Raw genomic sequence first — 19,053 nt, 5'->3', positions numbered from 1 at the left:
TTAATATGTTAAAAAAAGTTACTTTATTAAAAGAAAAGATTCCAACCTTTAACCTCTACCCATTTTCAATACTTGCAATTAATAGCCTTGAAGAGATTAAATTAGAAAGGAACGTCACCTTTTTTGTAGGTGAAAATGGCTCAGGTAAATCCACGTTATTAGAAGCAATCGCACACAAATGTGATTTCAATACTGCAGGCGGCAGCCGAAATAATTCTTATGATGTGCATGAATCAGATTCTGAGCTTAGCCATTACATAAGACTTTCGTGGATGCCTAAGATTACGAATGGTTTCTTTTTGCGAGCAGAATCGTTTTATCATTTTGCTACCCATATTGATGAAGTAGATGAGAATGGTTATCGGGATTATGGAGGAAGATCATTGTTAAAACAATCCCATGGGGAATCCTTTTTATCGTTATTTTTAAATCGATTTAATGGGGAAGCAATTTATCTTCTAGATGAACCGGAGGCTGCATTATCCCCTGCGCGGCAATTAACACTCTTAAAAATCATTCACGACCTCGAAACAAGAGATAACGCGCAATTTATCATTGCTACCCATTCTCCCATTCTATTGGGCTATCCAGATGCAGACATTTATAGCTTTGACAATGGTGAAATCTCAAAGATAAACTATGAAGATACAGACCATTACAATATTACAAAATATTTTTTAGAAAATAGAAAGAGATTTCTACATGAACTATTTAAAGAGGAATGAAAACGCCCTTAAATTTTTGAAACAAATTGGTTGATCGGGGCGAGTTGGTTCTTCGTACAGGATTACAGATGGATAGTTCCTTTAATTAAAGATTGGAGGATTTATGGGCACAAATAAGGCCGGATTGTTCCCGTAATTAAAGGTTGAAGGATTTATCGGCACAAATAGGATGGATAGTTCCCATAATTAAAAGTTGGCGGCATTTACGGGCACAATCGAAGTATGTTCAGCAAAAAAAGAAGTGATACCCAAATGGATATCACTTCTTTTTTGTAATAAATGATAGAACTACCAGCATTCCTACTATGATTAGAGAAACAGATGAGCCTATTAAGTTGCTTGGACTAAAAATAAATCCGATAAAGATCAAACTTAATGCCAAAATAGCAATAATGGTCGTAATTGGAAACCATTTCACCTGAAAAGCAGGCTTAACCGTATACTGCGGTCTAAGCTTTAAATGGGCGGCACAAATTCCTATCCATACCATCATAATTGTAAAGCCAGGGATGGTCATTAGATAACTAATGACATTACTAGGACTGATATATGCTAAGAACACACCAACTAATAAGAAGAAACTGGTAATCATTAGACCAATAAAGGGAATTCCAGTTCTAGAAGTTTTCATTAATCCTTTAGGAGCCACTCCGCTTTTTGCCATAGAAAATAGCGTCCTCGATGTTGCATAGATTCCCGAATTGGCAGCTGAAAGCACGGCAGTTAAAAGGATGAAATTCATAACATGTGCTGCACCAGGAAGTCCTGTCATAGTAAATACTTGAACAAATGGACTGTCTTGTCCAGTAACAGAATTCCAAGGCATAATGCCACAAATAATTAAGATTGGGAAAATATAAAAAATAATAACTCGCCATACCGCACCCTTTATGATACTTGGCATAACCCGTTCAGCGTCCTTCGTTTCCGTTACGGCAACCCCAATTAATTCAGCACCGCCATAAGAAAACATAACCACCAAAAAGGCACTTAGCATACCACTGACTCCATGTGGGAAAAAACCGCCATGTGCAGTATAGTTTTCTAGAGGATCTCCAATATCACTTGGAAAAACACCAAAGATGATAAGAGCGCCCAAAAAGATAAAAGCCACTAAAGCGATTATTTTAATTCCTGCAAACCAAAACTCGAGCTCTCCATAATATTTTACAGGGAATAAATTAATGGCGATAATGATGGCGGCACATAACAAACTAAGAAGCCAAAGCGGTATGGAGGGATACCAAAATTGCAGAAAACTTCCCGCCGCTAATAATTCAACTGTGATTACAATGGTCCAGTTGATCCAATATAACCAGCCAGTAATGAACGACAGCTTAAAACCAAATGCTCGATAAAGAAGCAGCTGCACATTGTGATTGGGAAAAGCAATAGCCATCTCACCTAAAGCTGCCATAACGATAAATAATAATAGTCCGCCAATAAGATAGGTAAAGATAACACTTGGCCCCGCTATATTTAACGTATCGGTACTCCCTTTAAATATGCCTGTGCCAATCATGCCAGCTAAGGCAATAAACTGGACATGCCTTGGCAGTAATCCTTTTTTTAGTTCATGATTATTTTCCATGTTGTCCTACCTTTATTTTATAAAATTACCACTTCACTTAAACGCTTTTAAGCATTAAAGTATTATACTAATATATCATAATATAATAGATATTCAACCTTATTTTAAAAATAAAAGCAAGCAAGCACACGAAACAATCGCATGCTTGCTTGCTTTTATTTTTTCCATATATTACGAAGACATTTTTACCTTTTTTTGTGTTGTCGTCCATTTTCCGCGGCTTGGGCTAATTACCAAGTCATTATAGGCTAAGACATTTAAATCTCGTTGTATGGTGCGAGGAGTGATACCAAATTCCTCTACAAGTTCTTGCGTCGTGACTGTGCCTTTATTACGTATAAACATGTAGATGCATTTGATGCGGTTTAACATCCGGTTAGTTGAAGGTTTCAAAAAACCACTCCCTATCCTTTTTTAAAACCAATTGTCTATCCCTCTACCGACAGCCTCTTTGATTAGTATGTAATTTTCTTCCCGCAGACAACTCCTTTTATTCATAGATAGTTGCAGTGGATACCCCGCTGACTTACATTTATTGTACCCACAATTTCTGAAAATTTCCACCATTAGCGAAATATTTACATAAAAAACATAAGTTCGTAACAATAATTGTTCGGATTTTCTCCTCCCTTTCTTAAATCTTACTATAGTCTATGGGTGTTAAAGTTAGGTTTATGACAAATTAGCTGAATTTTTAGTAAATTTATTTTTATGACTATAGCGGAAATTATTTCGTTTTTTGGTGAATATTGATAAAATATCTGCATGGATATAAATAACACATCATGTGGATGAAAAGACTTTACAATTCAATACCAATAATAATAAGTAAAAAGGGGAAAAAGAATGGAATTTGCCTTATTAAATGGGGAGATTATTGAACGCTCACAGGCTAAGGTTGATGTCGAAGATCGTGGTTATCAGTTTGGAGATGGAATCTATGAAGTCATTCGAGTCTATAATGGGAAAATGTTTACGGCAGCAGAACATTTATCAAGGTTTAAAAGAAGTAGTGAAAGTATAGGGATTACATTACCATTTTCAAGTCTTGAGCTAACTGAAATGTTAAACGAACTCATTATAAAGAACAATCTTAACACCGGAAATATTTATATGCAGGTTACAAGAGGGGTGGCACCCCGAAATCACCTATTTCCAACAGGTAATGTCGTCCCGACACTTACAGCATATACAATTAACGGAGTAAGACCACTAGAAAACTTGAAATCTGGCGTAAAGACAATCCTAACAGAGGATATTCGCTGGCTGCGCTGTGATATAAAAAGTTTAAATTTGCTAGGTAATCTCTTAGCGAAACAAAAGGCGAGCGAGCAAGGCTGTTTTGAAGCGATTCAGCATCGGGGCCAGGATGTCACAGAAGGAAGTTCCTCTAATATTTTTATCGTCAAAAATGGGACAGTCATAACCCATGAATCCAATCACTTAATATTAAAAGGGATTACAAAAGATGTTATTTTAAATCTTTGTATGAAGAATAATATTCCAGTGCAAGAACGGACATTTTCATTGGCTGAACTTGAGGAAGCGGAAGAAGTATTTTTATCAAGTACGACAGCGGAAGTAATGCCTATAATTGAAATTGACGGCAAAAAAGTCAAATCTGGAATTCCAGGACCGCTCACATGTAAATTGCAGGATTTATTTCAAAAAGAAATTGAAAGACAATGTGGAGTACTGGTCGATAATGAAATATAGCAAAGAGCGTGCAGCAGATAAAATCTGGTGCACGTTTCTACTTTATTAAGCTGTAAAATACATACTACTTGGAAAAAATAGTCTAAAATAGGAAAAGGAATGATAAATATGAACAAGCACACACATTTTTTCTTTGCAATAAAAATCCCAACTGAAATAAAACTAATTATGCAAAGCAATATTGAGAGGTTAAAAGAAATTCTCCCATTCAGCCGCTGGGTTCACCATGAAGATTTGCATATTACATTAGCCTTTTTAGGCAATGCCCCTTCAGAAAAACTTTCCATCGCATTAGAAAATGTTCGCGAAGCTTTAAGCGAATTTAAAGGATTTTCACTTGAAATAAACAAGCTCGGAACTTTTGGAAAGGCGGATTCACCCCGAATCTTTTGGATGGATACAAAAGAGAGTAACGAGTTGAGTAATGTTAGGGAAAAAGTGTTCACGGCATGTGTCGAAGCAGGTTTTCAACTTGAAACAAGACCTTTTAAACCTCATATTACTCTTGCTCGAAAGTGGTCAGGGAACCAGGTTTTTCATAAAAGCCTGCTTGACACTTGGATCGAGCTGCAGTCAGAACCGCTTGTATTTAATGTGAACGAAGTAGTTTTATATCAAACACATCTTGATAAAACACCGAAATACGAGGTAAAAACGACTTATTACCTGGATTCTGAAATTTAACTTAAAAAAAGGTTGGTTAGATGAAACAAACTTACTTTATTATCAATCCAAAAGCGAGAAACGGCTACTGTTTAGATGTCTGGAAAAAGGTTGAAACAAAACTACTCACTGATAAAATCCCTTACCTCGCTTTCTTTACAGAATACCAGGGGCATGCAATGAAGATAGCGGCACAAATTGCAGCAAAGAATAATGAGCAAAAAGTCATAATTGCCGTTGGAGGGGACGGAACAATAAGCGAAGTCGTAAATGGAATTGCAGGGTATACCAATATTACGCTTGGGTTTGTTCCCGGAGGGTCCGGAAATGACTTTTCCAGGGGATTCCAGATACCCGCTGATCCGGAAGAAGCACTAAAGTTGATTCTTCGGCTTATAAAAGAAGAAGCTGCTATCATTGATATTGGAAAAATCTCGATGAAGGATAACTCTCAGCATTACTTTATCAATAATATGGGTGCTGGGTTCGATGCGTTGATTTCCTATGAAGTCAATCATTCTACAATCAAAGCTTGGCTGAATAAGCTTTCTTTAGGCCGGTTGGTATATGTGTATTTTTTACTAAAAAAGCTTTTTTCTTATAAATGCTCCACAATTGATTTATCAATTGACGGCAAAAAGCATATACTTGAACAAACATGGTTTGTAACTGTTTCCAATCAACCCTATTATGGGGGCGGAATGATGATTGCTCCTGCTGCCGTCTCAAATGATGGTCTCCTGGATATTACAGTGGTTCATCAATTATCAAAGTTGAAGCTATTATTGGTTTTTATTAGTGTATTTTGGGGTAAGCACATTCAATTTAAAGAAGTCAAAACCTTTAAGGGGCGAATGATTTCCATTCAATCCTCATCTTCCTTATATGTCCATGCTGATGGTGAGGATATAGGATATACTCCCTTAAATATACATGTTCAAACAAAATCACTAAAAGTGTTAACAAGGGTGAGTAATATACGAGAAACTGTGCTGAAAGAGAGGGAGCTCGAATGAACTCCAATGAACGTATTTTCCTAGCTTATTTAGATGAGATGGATATCATTACGATTCTTCTTCCACTTTCCTATCATAAAGGATTGTCTTCCACTTTCTCGATTACAGATGAATCACAACAAGCTATCCCTTTGCAAATTATCAAAAAACAACAAATTGAAAATCATAATAAATTTATTTGTCGGCTTTCTGAGGAAATTTCTTTTGGTCATACCTATTGGATTATTGATGATTATGGCGGAAGAACGGATCTTCAAATAGGTGCAGTGATTCGAACACCTGCATTTGATCATCGCTTTTACTATGATGGAAACGATCTAGGAGTGAAATGCAGCGACAATCAAACGCAGTTTAAACTTTGGGCACCAACAGCAACCCAGGTAAAATTAAAATTAAGAAATCCAAACAGTTCTTTTTCGGAAATTGTTAAAATGAAACGCGAAGATAAGGGTGTTTGGTCAATAGTCATGAACATTGATTTAGAACTATATCAATATACGTTTCTACTTCTTATAAACCAGGAATGGAGAGAATCGGTAGATCCTTATGCTGTTGCTGTCACAGCGAATGGGGAACTCGGGGTTATTGTTAAGTTAGAAAAAACTCGGAGGCCAAAGCCTCTATTACCTCCCCTTGAAAGTCCAGTGGATGCAATTATTTATGAAACGCATATCAGGGATTTTACGATTCATCCAAATAGTGGTGTAAAATGTAAAGGACTTTATTTAGGGGCGAGTGAGCTAAATACAAAAGGAAAAGATAGTCAACTAACTGGTCTATCCTATGTTAAAGACTTAGGAATCACTCATATTGAATTTCTGCCATTTAATGATTTTGCAGGAGTAAATGAATTAGAACCAGATAAAGAATACAATTGGGGTTATAACCCAATCCACTTTAATGTTCCTGAGGGGTCCTATTCTACAAAACCATCCGATCCTTACGCAAGAATTACTGAATTGAAGCAATTAATTGATGCCATTCATGGACAGGGAATTAAAGTTATTATGGATGTAGTATACAATCATGTCTACATTCGGGAAACTTCCTGTTTCGAAAAGGTCGTTCCCGGCTATTACTTTCGTCATAATGAGCTTGGTTTCCCATCGAATGGAACAGGGGTTGGAAATGATATTGCCTCAGAGCGGAAGATGGTAAGAAAGTTCATTATTGATTCTGTCCGTTTTTGGATGGAAGAATATCATATTGACGGGTTTCGTTTTGACTTAATGGGGATTTTGGATGTTGAAACCATGAAAGAAGTTAGAAAAACTTGTGATCGTATTCAAAAGGATACCCTGATTATTGGCGAAGGCTGGAACCTTAATACACCACTTCCCATTGATAAAAAAGCAATCATTCGCAATAACTCAAAGCTTCCTGAAATTGGGCAGTTTAATGATAAATTTCGTGATATGATAAAGGGTAATACTTTTAATTTGTATGATAAAGGTTACGTACTCGGTAACGAACATTATTATGAAGGCGCAATAGATGTAATTACTGGCAGCATCGGATTTAATCAAGAAGCTGGCGGGCTTTTAATGGAACCTTCTCAATCGGTGAATTACGTTGAATGTCATGATAATCATACGATGTGGGATAAACTTATTTCGTGCCTGCCTGATTTAGATCATGATTTTCATATGAAATACCACCGGCTAGCAACAGGTCTTGTAGTGTTATCGCAGGGAATTCCTTTTCTGCACAGCGGTCAGGAATTTTTTCGGACAAAACGAGGCGATGGCAACAGTTACAAATCACCCGATCATATTAACCGGCTTGATTGGGATCGAATGCACCTTTATAAAGAAAATGTAAACTATTTAAAAGGATTAATTCAAATCCGTAAAGAGTTATCCTGTTTTCGAATGAAAAGTGCTGACCAAATTAGAGCTAATATTACAATTCTGCCACTTACGGCGCCGCTGATTGGCTTTACAATAAAGAATCAGAGTCATGAAATCAGTGAGGTGCTTTTACTTATTAATCCTCTAAGGTCAAAACAATTAATTGATATTCCAGATGGCAGCTGGACAGTCATCGTCAATGATAAAAAAGCGGGAATTTATTCCAAGCAAAGGGTACAAGGAAAAAAATTAGTACTAGAACCAGTTTGCTTAACCATTTTAGCAAAAAAATAGTTTGTTCAGTTGTACTTGACGACTAAAGCTAATTGGAGATAAAATTTAGTAAGATGGCTATTGTGTGTTATTGTCCAATAGCTTTTTTTATTTTTCTAAAATATTTTTACTAATTAACTACTAAATGGTGTTTTTGACCCATTTGAGAACGGCATAAATTGAAGGTGAACAATTTTGGAACATATATTAGGACAAGAATGGGAGATTGTCCCTGCGGGGGGCGCAACGGGAGAAGCCTTTTATGCTAGCTACAAAGACCAAAGGCTTTTTCTAAAACGCAATTCCTCTCCTTTTCTAGCAGTTTTATCTGCAGAAGGAATCGTCCCAAAGCTTGTTTGGACAAAACGATTGGAAAATGGAGATGTAATTACAGCACAACAATGGCTGCCTGGACGTGAATTAAAGCCGCACGACATGAATCATGAACGTGTTGCTAAGATGCTAAGTAAAATTCACCGCTCTGAACCAATGGTTGGGATGTTAAGCAGGCTTGAAAAGCAGCCATTACAGCCAGACACAATATTTCAATCTGTAGTCGAACCTTTAGATGAAGAAACCTTATCATTACCTGTTGTAAAAAAAACGTTGAATTTTCTATTAAGTGAGGCGGCAAATGTTTTTAGTAATGAAAAAGTTGTTTGTCATGGGGATGTCAACCATAACAACTGGCTGCTGACAGAGGACAACCAGTTGTATTTAATTGACTGGGATGGTGCTATGATTGCAGACCCTGCAATAGATCTTGGTATGCTGCTTTATTTGTACATCCCGGAAAATAATTGGAGTAGCTGGTTAGCAATGTATGGAAAACCGTTAACAGAAAATTTGCAGCTTCGAATGAAATGGTATGTAGCACTTCAAACATTGTCTTCGATTCAATTTTACAAAAACAAAGACCGTTTACAGGAAATGGATAAATGGATTGATTTTTTAGATGGGCTTTTGTAATTAGGAATAAGTGTCTATATTGGACACCCATTGTGACAAATTACTTTGATTTGAAAGAATATGTTCATCTAGGTCTGCTGTTTGAGCGCCATGTTGACTGTAATTATATACCTCCTGCAAAATGCTTTTAACATTTTGATCAATCTGTGTGTTCACCATTAGAGATTTCACTAATCGTTCCAATTGTTCACATTCTGAAACAGACCCGCAACAGTCGGTTTGATGATTATTTAATATATCTTTTAGTAATGAAACTTGGTCCTGATGACTTAATGGCATTTTGGTACACCCTTTCAAGTGAAAATAAAAAAGAATTCACAGTTAGGTTGTGAATTCTTTTTTCGTTTATACATTAATGGGAAACCCCATTATTACCAATAATAAAAATAATATTTTTTATAGGAGTGGCATAATGAGACTTAGGCATAAACCTTGGGCAAAAGAAATGATTGAGAACCATCCACAATATATTGTCGGAAATCCAGAAAGTTATAAAGGAAAGTGGAATGAGGTATTTCATAATAAGCAGCCTCTTCACATTGAGGTAGGAACTGGAAAAGGGCGTTTTATTACAGAAATGGCAAAGGCACATCCTGATATTAATTATATAGGTATAGAACTTTACGATTCTGTCATTGTTGCTGCTTTAGATCGGTTAATTGAAGCAGATTTACCAAATTTACGATTACTTAATGTCAATGCCAGCGAATTAGATAAATATTTTGCAAAAAATGATGTAGACAGAGTGTATCTAAATTTCTCCGACCCTTGGCCAAAGACACGTCATGAAAAAAGAAGGCTCACCTATAAGGACTTTTTAAAACTTTATGAAAATATATTAGTTGATAAAGGTGAAATTCATTTTAAAACCGACAATCAAGGTTTGTTTGAATATTCATTGCAGAGTTTTTCGGAGTATGGATTGTTATTAACCTTCCTTAGCCTTGACCTTCATAGAAGTAATTTTGAAGGAAATATCATGACGGAATATGAACAAAAGTTTTCTGAAATGGGAAATCGTATTTATCGCTGTGAAGTAAAATTTCAAAACTAATCGTGGGACAGTCTAATAAAAAGACTGTCTCTTTTGTGTATGTTAAAATAGGAATAATAAGGCAAAAGGGGGCAGCAAATGGAGACTTTAAAAATTGGCAGGGTTCAGTTAACTTGGTTATCAGGGGGAGTTACGAATTTAGATGGCGGTGCGATGTTCGGTGTTGTTCCTAAACCATTGTGGTCCAAAAGATATCCGCCTAATGACAAAAATCAAATTGAATTGCCTACCGATCCCATCTTAGTTCAAATGGACGGTAAGAATATTTTAGTGGAAGCAGGACTAGGAAGAGGGAAATTATCTGAAAAACAACTTCGGAATTTTGGTGTTACACAAGAATCGGACGTAGAGGGATCCTTACAGCAGTTAGGGCTAACTCCAGAGGATATTGATTATGTTTTAATGACTCATATGCACAATGATCACGTTGGCGGACTGACAAAATTGGAAGACGGAAACAATAGATCAGTTTTTCCAAACGCCAAGATTATTACCTCAAGTATTGAATGGGATGAAATGAGGAATCCGAATATACGTTCAAAGAGTACATATTGGAAGGAAAATTGGGAGGCTATCCAATCTCAAGTGATTCCGTTTGATGAAAAATGGACTTTAGGAGCCATCACCATGTTCCATACTGGCGGTCATAGTAATGGACATTCTATTCTTATTATTGAAGATCAAGGAGACATGGCCATCCATATGGCAGACTTAATGCCTACACATGCTCATAAAAATCCATTATGGGTCATGGCCTATGACGATTATCCAATGGACTCTATTGCAGCAAAAGAGAAATGGAACGCCTTTTGTTTAGATAAAGATGCATGGTTCACTTTTTACCATGATGCCTATTATCGGGCAGTAAAATGGGGAAAAGATGGTCAAATTGAAAACTGTATAAAGAGGATAAAATAAGGCTAACATATTAAAAAGCCGTTCCTCTTTGGATACGGCTTTTGCCTTTTATAAGGCTGGCTCTGTAATCGACTTTATGTCTAAAAGGGTTCCGGTCGAAGCGTCAGCAATGAATTCGAACTGTTCATTTACTCCACTTTGATTTTTAGAAATTCCGCCTTTATAAACTTGATATTTAATTTGGTGCTTCTCAAAAGGCTCAGGTACCATATGTATCCATGAGCCGCTAATCGGTCCGTTTTGGTTAAATTGTTTTTTTACGCTATCCAAAACTTTTTCAGGTGAAACATATGTTTTTTGTGAAATGATTTCCTTGACGGCATAGCCGCTGACGACTCCAACTGCTGCCCCTAGGATAAATGATTTCCAGTTCATAAGGCACCTCCAAAATTTTCAATTTTCTATTGTTTCCAGTATATCTCATTTAGGGGCAAGAACATAATAAATCCTTCATATAAATTAATTAGTTAGTACAAAATTTTTGAACCATGAAAATACATATTGTTTACATAAAAAGCCAAGGGGGAAATTACATTGAATGATCAGACATTAAATTTATTCAAAACTTTAACAGAGCTCCCAGGAGCACCTGGAAATGAACATTTAGTAAGAAATTTCATGAAAGAGCAATTATCTCAGTATGCTGATGAAATTATTCAGGATAAATTGGGCAGTATTTTTGGTGTTAAAAAAAGCGACCAAAATGGACCAAGAATTATGGTTGCCGGGCATATGGATGAAGTTGGTTTTATGGTAACAGCGATTACGGATAATGGAATGCTTCGGTTTCAACCGCTTGGGGGCTGGTGGAGTCAAGTTCTATTGGCCCAGCGTGTTCAGGTAATGACTAATAATGGTCCAGTTATTGGAGTTGTAGGCTCCATTCCTCCTCACCTGTTGGATGAGGCAAAGCGAAACAAACCAATGGAAATGAAAAATATGCTTATTGATATTGGTGCAGATGATCGTGAGGACGCGGAACGAATTGGAATTAGACCAGGTCAGCCAATCCTGCCTATTTGTCCATTTACGCCAATGGCGAATGAAAAGAAAATACTGGCAAAGGCTTGGGATAACCGCTATGGCTGTGGGCTTGCAATTGAATTGCTTCAAGAGGTAAAAGACGAAACGCTGCCTAATACTCTTTTTTCAGGTGCAACAGTCCAAGAGGAAGTAGGTCTGCGCGGGGCACAAACGGCCGCCAATATGATTAATCCAGATATCTTTTTTGCGTTAGATGCGAGTCCCGCTAACGATATGTCAGGAAGTAAATCAGAATTCGGTCAACTAGGAAAGGGAGCGCTCCTTCGAATACTGGATAAATCAATGGTAACTCACCGCGGTATGAGAGAGTTTATTCTAGATACTGCTGAAACAAATAAAATTCCCTACCAATATTTTGTTTCACAAGGTGGAACGGACGCAGGGCGCGTTCATCAATCCAATGAAGGTGTTCCAAGCGGCGTAATCGGTATTTGTTCTCGTTATATTCATACACATGCTTCTATGATTCATATCGATGACTATGCAGCTGCCAAAGAATTAATCGTAAAACTTGTTAAAGCGTGTGACCAAACAACAGTAGATACCATCAAATCAAACAGCTAATGAAAAAAATTAAGGAGGCATTTAATTGCCTTCTTTTTAATGTGGAATTGGAGAGATATAGAATGAGAATTATGATAGGTTCTAAAAATCCTGCTAAGGTGGCTGCGGTAAAAAATGCCTTTGACAATCAACAAATGGAGTTTCTTTCATTGGATATCCCTTCAGGTGTTAGTGAACAACCCTTTTCAGATGAGGAGACCATTAAAGGTGCAATCAATCGTGCTGTTGGTGCTTTGGAAGCGGGCAACGGGGATATAGGAATCGGGCTGGAAGGCGGAGTCCAGGAGTCTGAACAAGGTTTACTATTATGCAATTGGGGGGCGCTAGCCTCAAAAAATAGGGAGCCCATTATTGCCGGCGGTGCCAGGTTACTACTTCCCGTTGAGATTTCAGCACGTTTAAGGGCGGGAGAAGAACTAGGTCCCGTCATGGATGACTATGCTAAGAAGAAAAACGTCCGAAAAAATGAAGGTGCTATTGGTATCTTTACCAATGGATTGATTAGCCGTTCAGAAATGTTTTCGCATATCATGAACCTCTTGGTTGGTCAATATCACTATCAAAAGGATGCAAAAAAGAAATTTTAGCTTTTAATAAAAGATTTCTTTGTTTTTCGACAACAATAATCGACAAATCACTTGTCTAATGAATATTGTGGAAGGTATGATATAGATAGGACAAATGTCATATAGGAGGCGAAGAAAGATGAAATTCTTTAATGCCGGTTTGATGATTATCTTATCTATACTCTTACTAAGTGCCTGTGGCAAATCGAACTTTAAAGCAGAAAGCAATGAAACGATTGAAACAGTAAAAGAAGCACTTAATGAAAAAGCGAAAAAACCAAATAAAAAAAGTGGAGATATTAACTTTTATTTACCATTTGGTTATGAAATTGAAGATGAATCAGCTAATAATATCATTTTAAAAAATGGGTCTAAACAATATATACTTTTTAATAATCCGCAAGAAAATAAAGTGAGCGATGTAGTTTATCAATCAACCATTGCACAAAATAAAGACCTGGACATTAATGAACAATTTAAAAAAAATGATCAGTTTGGATACTTGATTATAAAGAAGCTAGAAGAAGATTTGAATGAAATGACGATCGGGATTGGCGGAACGAAAATTACATCTTTGATTAAAACTAGCAGCATGAAAAATGAGGCTGCGGTGATGACACAAATGGTAAAGTCGATTGTAAATGAAAAATAAGGAAAGAGGGTATTACATTTGAAAAACTTAGAGTCTATGGAGCAGTTTGTGCAACTCCGTGATGGAGGAAAGACTATTTTTATGTTCTCTGCAGACTGGTGCCCGGATTGTCGAATTATTGAGCCTATACTCCCAGAGATAGAAGATAAGTTCAGTGAATTTACCTTTATTCATGTTGATAGGGATCAGTTCATAGAGTTATGCCAACAATTAGACGTTTACGGTATTCCTAGTTTTATTGCCTTTGGAAATGGGAAAGAGCTTGGTCGTTTTGTAAGTAAGGATCGGAAAACACAAGAGGAGATCGAAGGATTTATTAACGGTCTAAAATAGTTCAGTCCAATCTTCCATCTTTTTTGAGATGGAGGATTTTTTAATGTACAATTGGTGGGTAGTCTGGAGGGATACCAATGAAGATGGATAGCATTAAAATGAAAAAAGAATTAGAGGCACGCTTAGCTGCGGATGATCGAAAAATCACATATGATCGTGAAAAGGATCAGTTACGAATTGAGAATAAATCACTTGGAAAAGGAATCACTATCACTCTAGGTGGTATTGTTGCAAAGTGGCATTCTGAGAAGGAAAAGGCAATTGATGAAGTGGTTTATTATGTAGAAGAGGGACTAAGAGCTATGACGGATACCGTCCAGTTAACTGACCATGAGAAAAAGATTTTTCCGGTTATTCGTTCCACTTCGTTTCCTATCGAATCAGAAGAAGGTGTTGCTTTTTTAACGGAGGAGCACACTGCAGAGACAAAAATTTATTATGCGTATGACATGGGGACAACTTACCGATTAATTGATTCACGTATCATGGAAAAAGAGGGATGGCAGGCAAGCCGCATTAAAGAAATTGCCTTGTTTAATGTAAGGTCTCTAAAGACATCCTTGAAAGTAGATCAAGTAGCAGGTAATACGTTTTATTTTCTTAATTCAAACGACGGATATGATGCAAGCAGAATATTAAACAAAGGCTTTTTAAATGAAATGCAGAAAAAAATTACAGGGACAATGGTTCTTGCTGTCCCACATCAGGATGTTTTAATTATTGCAGATATCCAAAACAATACGGGGTATGATGTTTTAGCACAAATGGCAATGAGTTTCTTTGCTAATGGACGTGTTCCAATAACAGCGTTATCATTTTTGTATGAGGACGGAGAATTAGAACCAATTTTTATCTTAGGTAAGACGCGAAATCAAGATGGCAAAGGATCACGGTAAGTGGTCTTTTTTGCTTATCTTTAGATTTTTTGTCGAAAAAATAATAATACCTGTTAAAATAGAGTGATAGAAATAGTAGAAAGAGTGATAGTTTTGAGTTGGATCCAAAACTTTATTCAAAAGTTTATAAAGGACAAACAGGATGAATATGCTGAATATGAAATACATAAGAAGCCGCTGGAAAGACCACTGCCACATAAAATAAATGAGGGTAGTTATCATCTGGATACAAAAATCTCCTATCAGTATCCTAAAGGAAAACGAGAACAGTTAAATGTGCAGCCGGAGGTTCCAACTGTCATACCTAAAAAAAACATTCGTTCAAAGAAGTTCGAGCAGGGGGCTGATGGAAAGGGATCAGAAATCAGAAGTTCGACAATTAGCAGCTCAGATTCAAGGTCTAGGACAGAAGCTAACAAAATTTCACCGCCAATTAAGAAAAAGCCATTCCAGCTGACGGAAATTCCTTCACCTATTTATGGATTTAAAAGACCTGATAAATCTTCAGATCGCATTGTCGAGCATGAGTTAAGCCGTTTCTTAATGGATGAATCTAATAAGTTATTAGTTTCAATTATTCAGGAATCAGAGCCAGCGCCTATGCCTGAAATGGAATTAGCTGAATCCGAACCGGCAGTTACTGAATCCGAACCGGCAGTTGCTGTATCTGAGCCGGCAGTTGCTGCATCTGAGCCGGCAGTTGCTGTATCTGAGCTGGCAGTTGCTGTAACTGAACCGACAGTTGCTGCATTTGAAGAAATCAAGGATAATGAGGACTTTCCAGTAAATGATCCTAAGCCAGTAGAAAAAACGGATGAGTCTAGCGGCGCACCGACTCGAAAAAGGTCCCATCTTCCGTTTAATGTAATGATGCTGAAACAGGATAAGGTAAAGTGGGAAGAAAGAAAAAGAAAATCTTTGCTTGATGACAAAGAAAAGGTTAAGGAGGAAACTCCGGAATTAAAGAGAAAGCCGGACAATCTTGAAGACTCATTGGAGATTATCGAAGACCTTCCAAAAGTTGAAGTGCTTGCTAAGAATCCGGTAACAGTTCAACCTGAGCTCAAAGTTGAATCAGTACCTGCCAGCCACATCGTAATGGAGGAATCGATAGTAGAATCAGAAATAGGTTTATATGAGTTTCCAAAAATGAACCTATTAAAACCACCTGTTATAGTAGAAGACGATACAGAATGGCTGCTGTACCAAGAGGAACTATTAAACCAGACACTTCAGAATTTTAATGTTGGTGCGAGTGTTGTCAATGTTACACAAGGACCAGCAGTGACTCGTTTTGAAGTACAGCCTGAGCCCGGGGTTAAAGTAAACAAAATTACAAATCTTAGTGATGATATTAAACTAAGTTTAGCTGCCAAAGATATACGAATTGAAGCACCTATACCAGGTAAACATACGATAGGTATTGAGGTACCGAACCAAAAATCACGTCCTGTGTTAATTAATGAAATTATACAGAGTCAAGTATTTCGTGAATCTGCTTCTCCATTGACAGCGGTACTCGGTCTAGATATTTCCGGAAAACCGATTGTTACAGATTTAAAGAAAATGCCACATGGTTTAATAGCGGGAGCAACAGGATCTGGTAAGAGTGTTTGTATTAATACAATCTTAGTAAGTTTATTATTTAAAGCAAGTCCGGAAGATTTAAAGCTATTATTGATTGACCCTAAAATGGTAGAACTTGCACCCTATAATCGAATTCCACATTTAGTTAGTCCAGTTATAACGGATGTAAAAGCAGCCACCGCTTCCTTAAAATGGGCTGTGGAGGAAATGGAAAGACGATATGAGTTATTTGCACATTCCGGTGTTCGCGACATAAACCGTTTTAACGAGCTCGCTATCAAGCATAAACAATACTCTGATAAACTTCCTTTTATTGTGATTATTATTGATGAATTAGCGGACTTAATGATGGTGTCACCTGCAGATGTCGAAGAAGCGATTTGCAGAATTGCTCAAAAAGCAAGGGCATGTGGAATTCATTTAATTGTGGCAACTCAAAGACCATCAGTCGACGTCATTACTGGATTAATAAAAGCCAATATTCCAACTCGGATTTCCTTTTCTGTATCTTCACAGGTTGATTCCCGCACCATTATAGATATAAGTGGTGCCGAAAAATTACTTGGCCGGGGAGATATGCTCTTTTTAGAGAATGGCTCTTCAAAACCGGTCCGTCTCCAAGGAACTTTTGTTTCTGATGAGGAAATTGACCTTGTGGTCGAGCACGTGAGAAATCAACGTGAGCCAGATTACTTGTTTCAACAAGAAGAACTATTAAAAAAGACACAGGTAACAGAGGACGAAGATGAGCTGTTTTACGAAGCATGTGAATTTATTATCGAACAAGGACTGGCGTCTACCTCAAGTTTACAAAGGAGATTTAAAATCGGCTATAACCGGGCAGCAAGATTAATGGATATGCTCGAATCGAATGGTTTTATAACCAGTGCTAACGGCAGCAAGCCACGCGAAGTCTTGATTACATTGGAAGACTTGGAGTCCTTGCAAGATACTGGTTCAATGAACTAATCCAAGGTATTCTTTGTTAAGAAAAAACAAAAAATATAGTGTTAATGAAGTATCAAATAGTTTTTATTGATGAACAATGATATAATACTTAAATGTGAATCACTTTTAAACTTTTGTTCGTTACCAAGCTAAAGCGACAGTGCGTTTTAGTATTGTCTAGCTGCAGCGCCTAGGGGCTCGGGGTCATAAGCCAATCCGTCAAGAAGGTTAAAGAGCAACCTTCATGCCGGCTTGTCTTATGCCTGTCGCCCCTGTGCAAGGCGCTTACGCTTTTCGCTTTAAAAATTAGCATTTCAAGATAGATGTCATATACTGTTTTACAGATAGACGTTGGTTGGAGGTTCTTTATATGACTATTTACCATTTTGTAGGTATAAAGGGGTCAGGAATGAGTGCATTAGCGCAAGTTCTCCATGATATGAATTTCGATGTACAAGGCTCCGATGTCGAAAAGCACTTTTTTACTCAACTGGCCCTTGAAAAATCAGGAATAAAGATTCTCCCCTTTCAAAAAGAAAACATCAAACCGGGGATGACTATTATTGCTGGAAATGCATTTCCTGATACCCATGAGGAAATTCAAGAGGCTATGAAGCTCGGGCTGCCGATTATTCGTTACCATCGATTTTTAGGCGATTTTATGCAAAATTTTACAAGTGTGGCCGTAACCGGTGCACACGGTAAAACGTCCACAACAGGACTGCTTGCCCATGTAATAAAAGGGGCAAAGCCGACTTCGTTCTTGATAGGTGACGGTACAGGTAATGGCGAAGAAGGCTCGAAGTATTTTGTTTTTGAAGCATGTGAATACAGAAGACACTTTTTGTCTTATTTTCCTGACTATGCGATCATGACAAATATAGATTTTGATCACCCGGATTACTTTGCCAATATTGATGATGTTTTTTCAGCATTTCAAGAAATGGCCGTCCAAGTTAAGAAGGGGATATTCGCGTACGGGGATGATGAGCAACTTCAAAAAATCCAGGCAAAAGTCCCTGTATTGTTTTATGGTTTTGGTGAGGAAAATGACTACCAAGCCAAAAATATTGTAAAAAGTACTACTGGTACAACATTTGATGTTTTTATTCGTAATACATTTTATGATACCTTTACAATTCCTACATTCGGTGAGCATAGTGTGTTAAATGCGCTTGCTGTTATTGGGGTATGCCACTATGAAGAAATTGATGTTTCGATTGTTAAACAACAATTGGACACCTTCCAAGGTGTAAAAAGGAGATTTTCGGAAAAAAGAATTGGGTCACAAATTTTGATTGATGATTATGCCCATCATCCTACAGAAATTAAAGCAACTATCGATGCAGCCAATCAAAAATACCCTGATCGAGAAATTGTAGCCGTGTTTCAGCCCCATACGTTTTCGAGAACGCAGGCTTTTCTTGAGGATTTTGCAAAAAGCTTAAGACTTGCAGATAAAACGTACTTGTGTGAAATTTTCGGCTCTGCCAGAGAAAATCATGGAAAGCTGACGATAAAAGATCTTCAAACAAAAATTGAAGGTGCAGAAATTTTATTGGAAGAAAATACATCTCTGCTAGAGAAACATAAAAATAGCGTTATTATTTTTATGGGTGCAGGAGATATTCAAAAATTCCAAGAATTGTATGAAAACCAGCTAACCCTATAAAAAAAGAAAGGATGTC

At 37.2% G+C, this 19,053-nt stretch carries 19 protein-coding genes; 15 read left to right on the top strand and 4 right to left on the bottom strand.

Going from position 1 to position 19,053, the window contains the following annotated elements; all coding sequences use genetic code 11:
- The first annotated feature begins 5 nt into the window (after window positions 1–5).
- Complete coding sequence (locus tag QNH29_RS24210) at window positions 6–725, top strand: AAA family ATPase (RefSeq protein ID WP_283861842.1); 720 nt, start codon at window positions 6–8, stop codon at window positions 723–725.
- A gap of 259 nt (window positions 726–984) precedes the next feature.
- On the opposite strand, the gene QNH29_RS24205 is transcribed toward QNH29_RS24210, so the two are convergent.
- Both QNH29_RS24205 and QNH29_RS24200 read right to left on the bottom strand, forming a co-directional pair.
- Entirely contained in the window at window positions 985–2,316 is a 1,332-nt protein-coding gene (locus QNH29_RS24205; RefSeq protein ID WP_283861841.1) for an amino acid permease, read from the bottom strand.
- A 171-nt stretch (window positions 2,317–2,487) separates the two neighbouring features.
- Complete coding sequence (locus QNH29_RS24200) at window positions 2,488–2,709, bottom strand: DeoR family transcriptional regulator (RefSeq protein ID WP_063252171.1); 222 nt, start codon at window positions 2,707–2,709, stop codon at window positions 2,488–2,490.
- 453 nt (window positions 2,710–3,162) lie between these two features.
- On the opposite strand from QNH29_RS24200, the gene dat reads away from it, so the two are divergent.
- From dat to QNH29_RS24175, 5 genes are all read left to right on the top strand, one after another.
- Window positions 3,163–4,032 (top strand): D-amino-acid transaminase, encoded by an 870-nt coding sequence (gene dat / locus QNH29_RS24195; RefSeq protein ID WP_283861840.1) that lies wholly within the window; start codon window positions 3,163–3,165, stop codon window positions 4,030–4,032.
- 108 nt (window positions 4,033–4,140) lie between these two features.
- Window positions 4,141–4,716, top strand: a complete 576-nt coding sequence (gene thpR, locus QNH29_RS24190; protein WP_283861839.1) for an RNA 2',3'-cyclic phosphodiesterase — start codon at window positions 4,141–4,143, stop codon at window positions 4,714–4,716.
- Window positions 4,717–4,736: 20 nt separating this feature from the next.
- Window positions 4,737–5,711, top strand: a complete 975-nt coding sequence (locus QNH29_RS24185; protein WP_283861838.1) for a diacylglycerol/lipid kinase family protein — start codon at window positions 4,737–4,739, stop codon at window positions 5,709–5,711.
- Entirely contained in the window at window positions 5,708–7,855 is a 2,148-nt protein-coding gene (gene pulA / locus QNH29_RS24180; RefSeq protein ID WP_283861837.1) for a type I pullulanase, read from the top strand. The genes QNH29_RS24185 and pulA overlap by 4 nt, the downstream gene beginning before the upstream one ends.
- A 174-nt stretch (window positions 7,856–8,029) precedes the next feature.
- Window positions 8,030–8,803, top strand: coding sequence for a phosphotransferase family protein (locus tag QNH29_RS24175; protein ID WP_283861836.1), 774 nt, complete (start codon window positions 8,030–8,032; stop codon window positions 8,801–8,803).
- On the opposite strand, the gene QNH29_RS24170 is transcribed toward QNH29_RS24175, so the two are convergent.
- Window positions 8,804–9,082: a YtzH-like family protein gene (locus tag QNH29_RS24170; RefSeq protein WP_283861835.1), complete on the bottom strand. Its 279-nt coding sequence runs from the start codon at window positions 9,080–9,082 to the stop codon at window positions 8,804–8,806.
- Window positions 9,083–9,215: 133 nt separating this feature from the next.
- Between QNH29_RS24170 and trmB the strand changes: the two genes are divergently transcribed.
- Window positions 9,216–9,857 (top strand): tRNA (guanosine(46)-N7)-methyltransferase TrmB, encoded by a 642-nt coding sequence (gene trmB, locus QNH29_RS24165; protein ID WP_283861834.1) that lies wholly within the window; start codon window positions 9,216–9,218, stop codon window positions 9,855–9,857.
- 78 nt (window positions 9,858–9,935) lie between these two features.
- Window positions 9,936–10,775, top strand: a complete 840-nt coding sequence (locus QNH29_RS24160; protein WP_283861833.1) for a YtnP family quorum-quenching lactonase — start codon at window positions 9,936–9,938, stop codon at window positions 10,773–10,775.
- Between the two features lie 48 nt (window positions 10,776–10,823).
- Here QNH29_RS24160 and QNH29_RS24155 read toward each other — a convergent pair whose 3' ends face one another.
- Entirely contained in the window at window positions 10,824–11,150 is a 327-nt protein-coding gene (locus QNH29_RS24155; protein WP_283861832.1) for a PepSY domain-containing protein, read from the bottom strand.
- A gap of 159 nt (window positions 11,151–11,309) precedes the next feature.
- Between QNH29_RS24155 and QNH29_RS24150 the strand changes: the two genes are divergently transcribed.
- From QNH29_RS24150 to murC, 7 genes are all read left to right on the top strand, one after another.
- Window positions 11,310–12,383, top strand: a complete 1,074-nt coding sequence (locus tag QNH29_RS24150; RefSeq protein WP_283861831.1) for a M42 family metallopeptidase — start codon at window positions 11,310–11,312, stop codon at window positions 12,381–12,383.
- Between the two features lie 62 nt (window positions 12,384–12,445).
- On the top strand, window positions 12,446–12,970 hold the full coding sequence (locus QNH29_RS24145; protein ID WP_283861830.1) for a DUF84 family protein: 525 nt from the start codon (window positions 12,446–12,448) through the stop codon (window positions 12,968–12,970).
- Window positions 12,971–13,088: 118 nt separating this feature from the next.
- Window positions 13,089–13,601 (top strand): hypothetical protein, encoded by a 513-nt coding sequence (locus tag QNH29_RS24140; protein WP_283861829.1) that lies wholly within the window; start codon window positions 13,089–13,091, stop codon window positions 13,599–13,601.
- A gap of 18 nt (window positions 13,602–13,619) precedes the next feature.
- A complete protein-coding gene (locus QNH29_RS24135; protein ID WP_283861828.1) occupies window positions 13,620–13,934 on the top strand; it encodes a thioredoxin family protein in 315 nt (104 codons plus the stop codon).
- Window positions 13,935–14,011: 77 nt separating this feature from the next.
- Window positions 14,012–14,830 (top strand): DUF1444 domain-containing protein, encoded by an 819-nt coding sequence (locus QNH29_RS24130; RefSeq protein ID WP_283861827.1) that lies wholly within the window; start codon window positions 14,012–14,014, stop codon window positions 14,828–14,830.
- 93 nt (window positions 14,831–14,923) lie between these two features.
- Entirely contained in the window at window positions 14,924–17,386 is a 2,463-nt protein-coding gene (locus QNH29_RS24125) for a DNA translocase FtsK (RefSeq protein ID WP_283861826.1), read from the top strand.
- Between the two features lie 349 nt (window positions 17,387–17,735).
- Complete coding sequence (gene murC / locus QNH29_RS24120) at window positions 17,736–19,037, top strand: UDP-N-acetylmuramate--L-alanine ligase (protein WP_283861825.1); 1,302 nt, start codon at window positions 17,736–17,738, stop codon at window positions 19,035–19,037.
- Window positions 19,038–19,053 lie beyond the last annotated feature (16 nt).

The sequence above is a fragment of the Neobacillus sp. DY30 genome (assembly GCF_030123065.1).
In the GTDB taxonomy this organism is placed as follows: Bacteria; Bacillota; Bacilli; order Bacillales; family Cytobacillaceae; genus Neobacillus.
The sequence above is the reverse complement of the archived record's forward strand: the minus strand, read 5'-3'. Positions and strand labels throughout refer to the sequence as shown.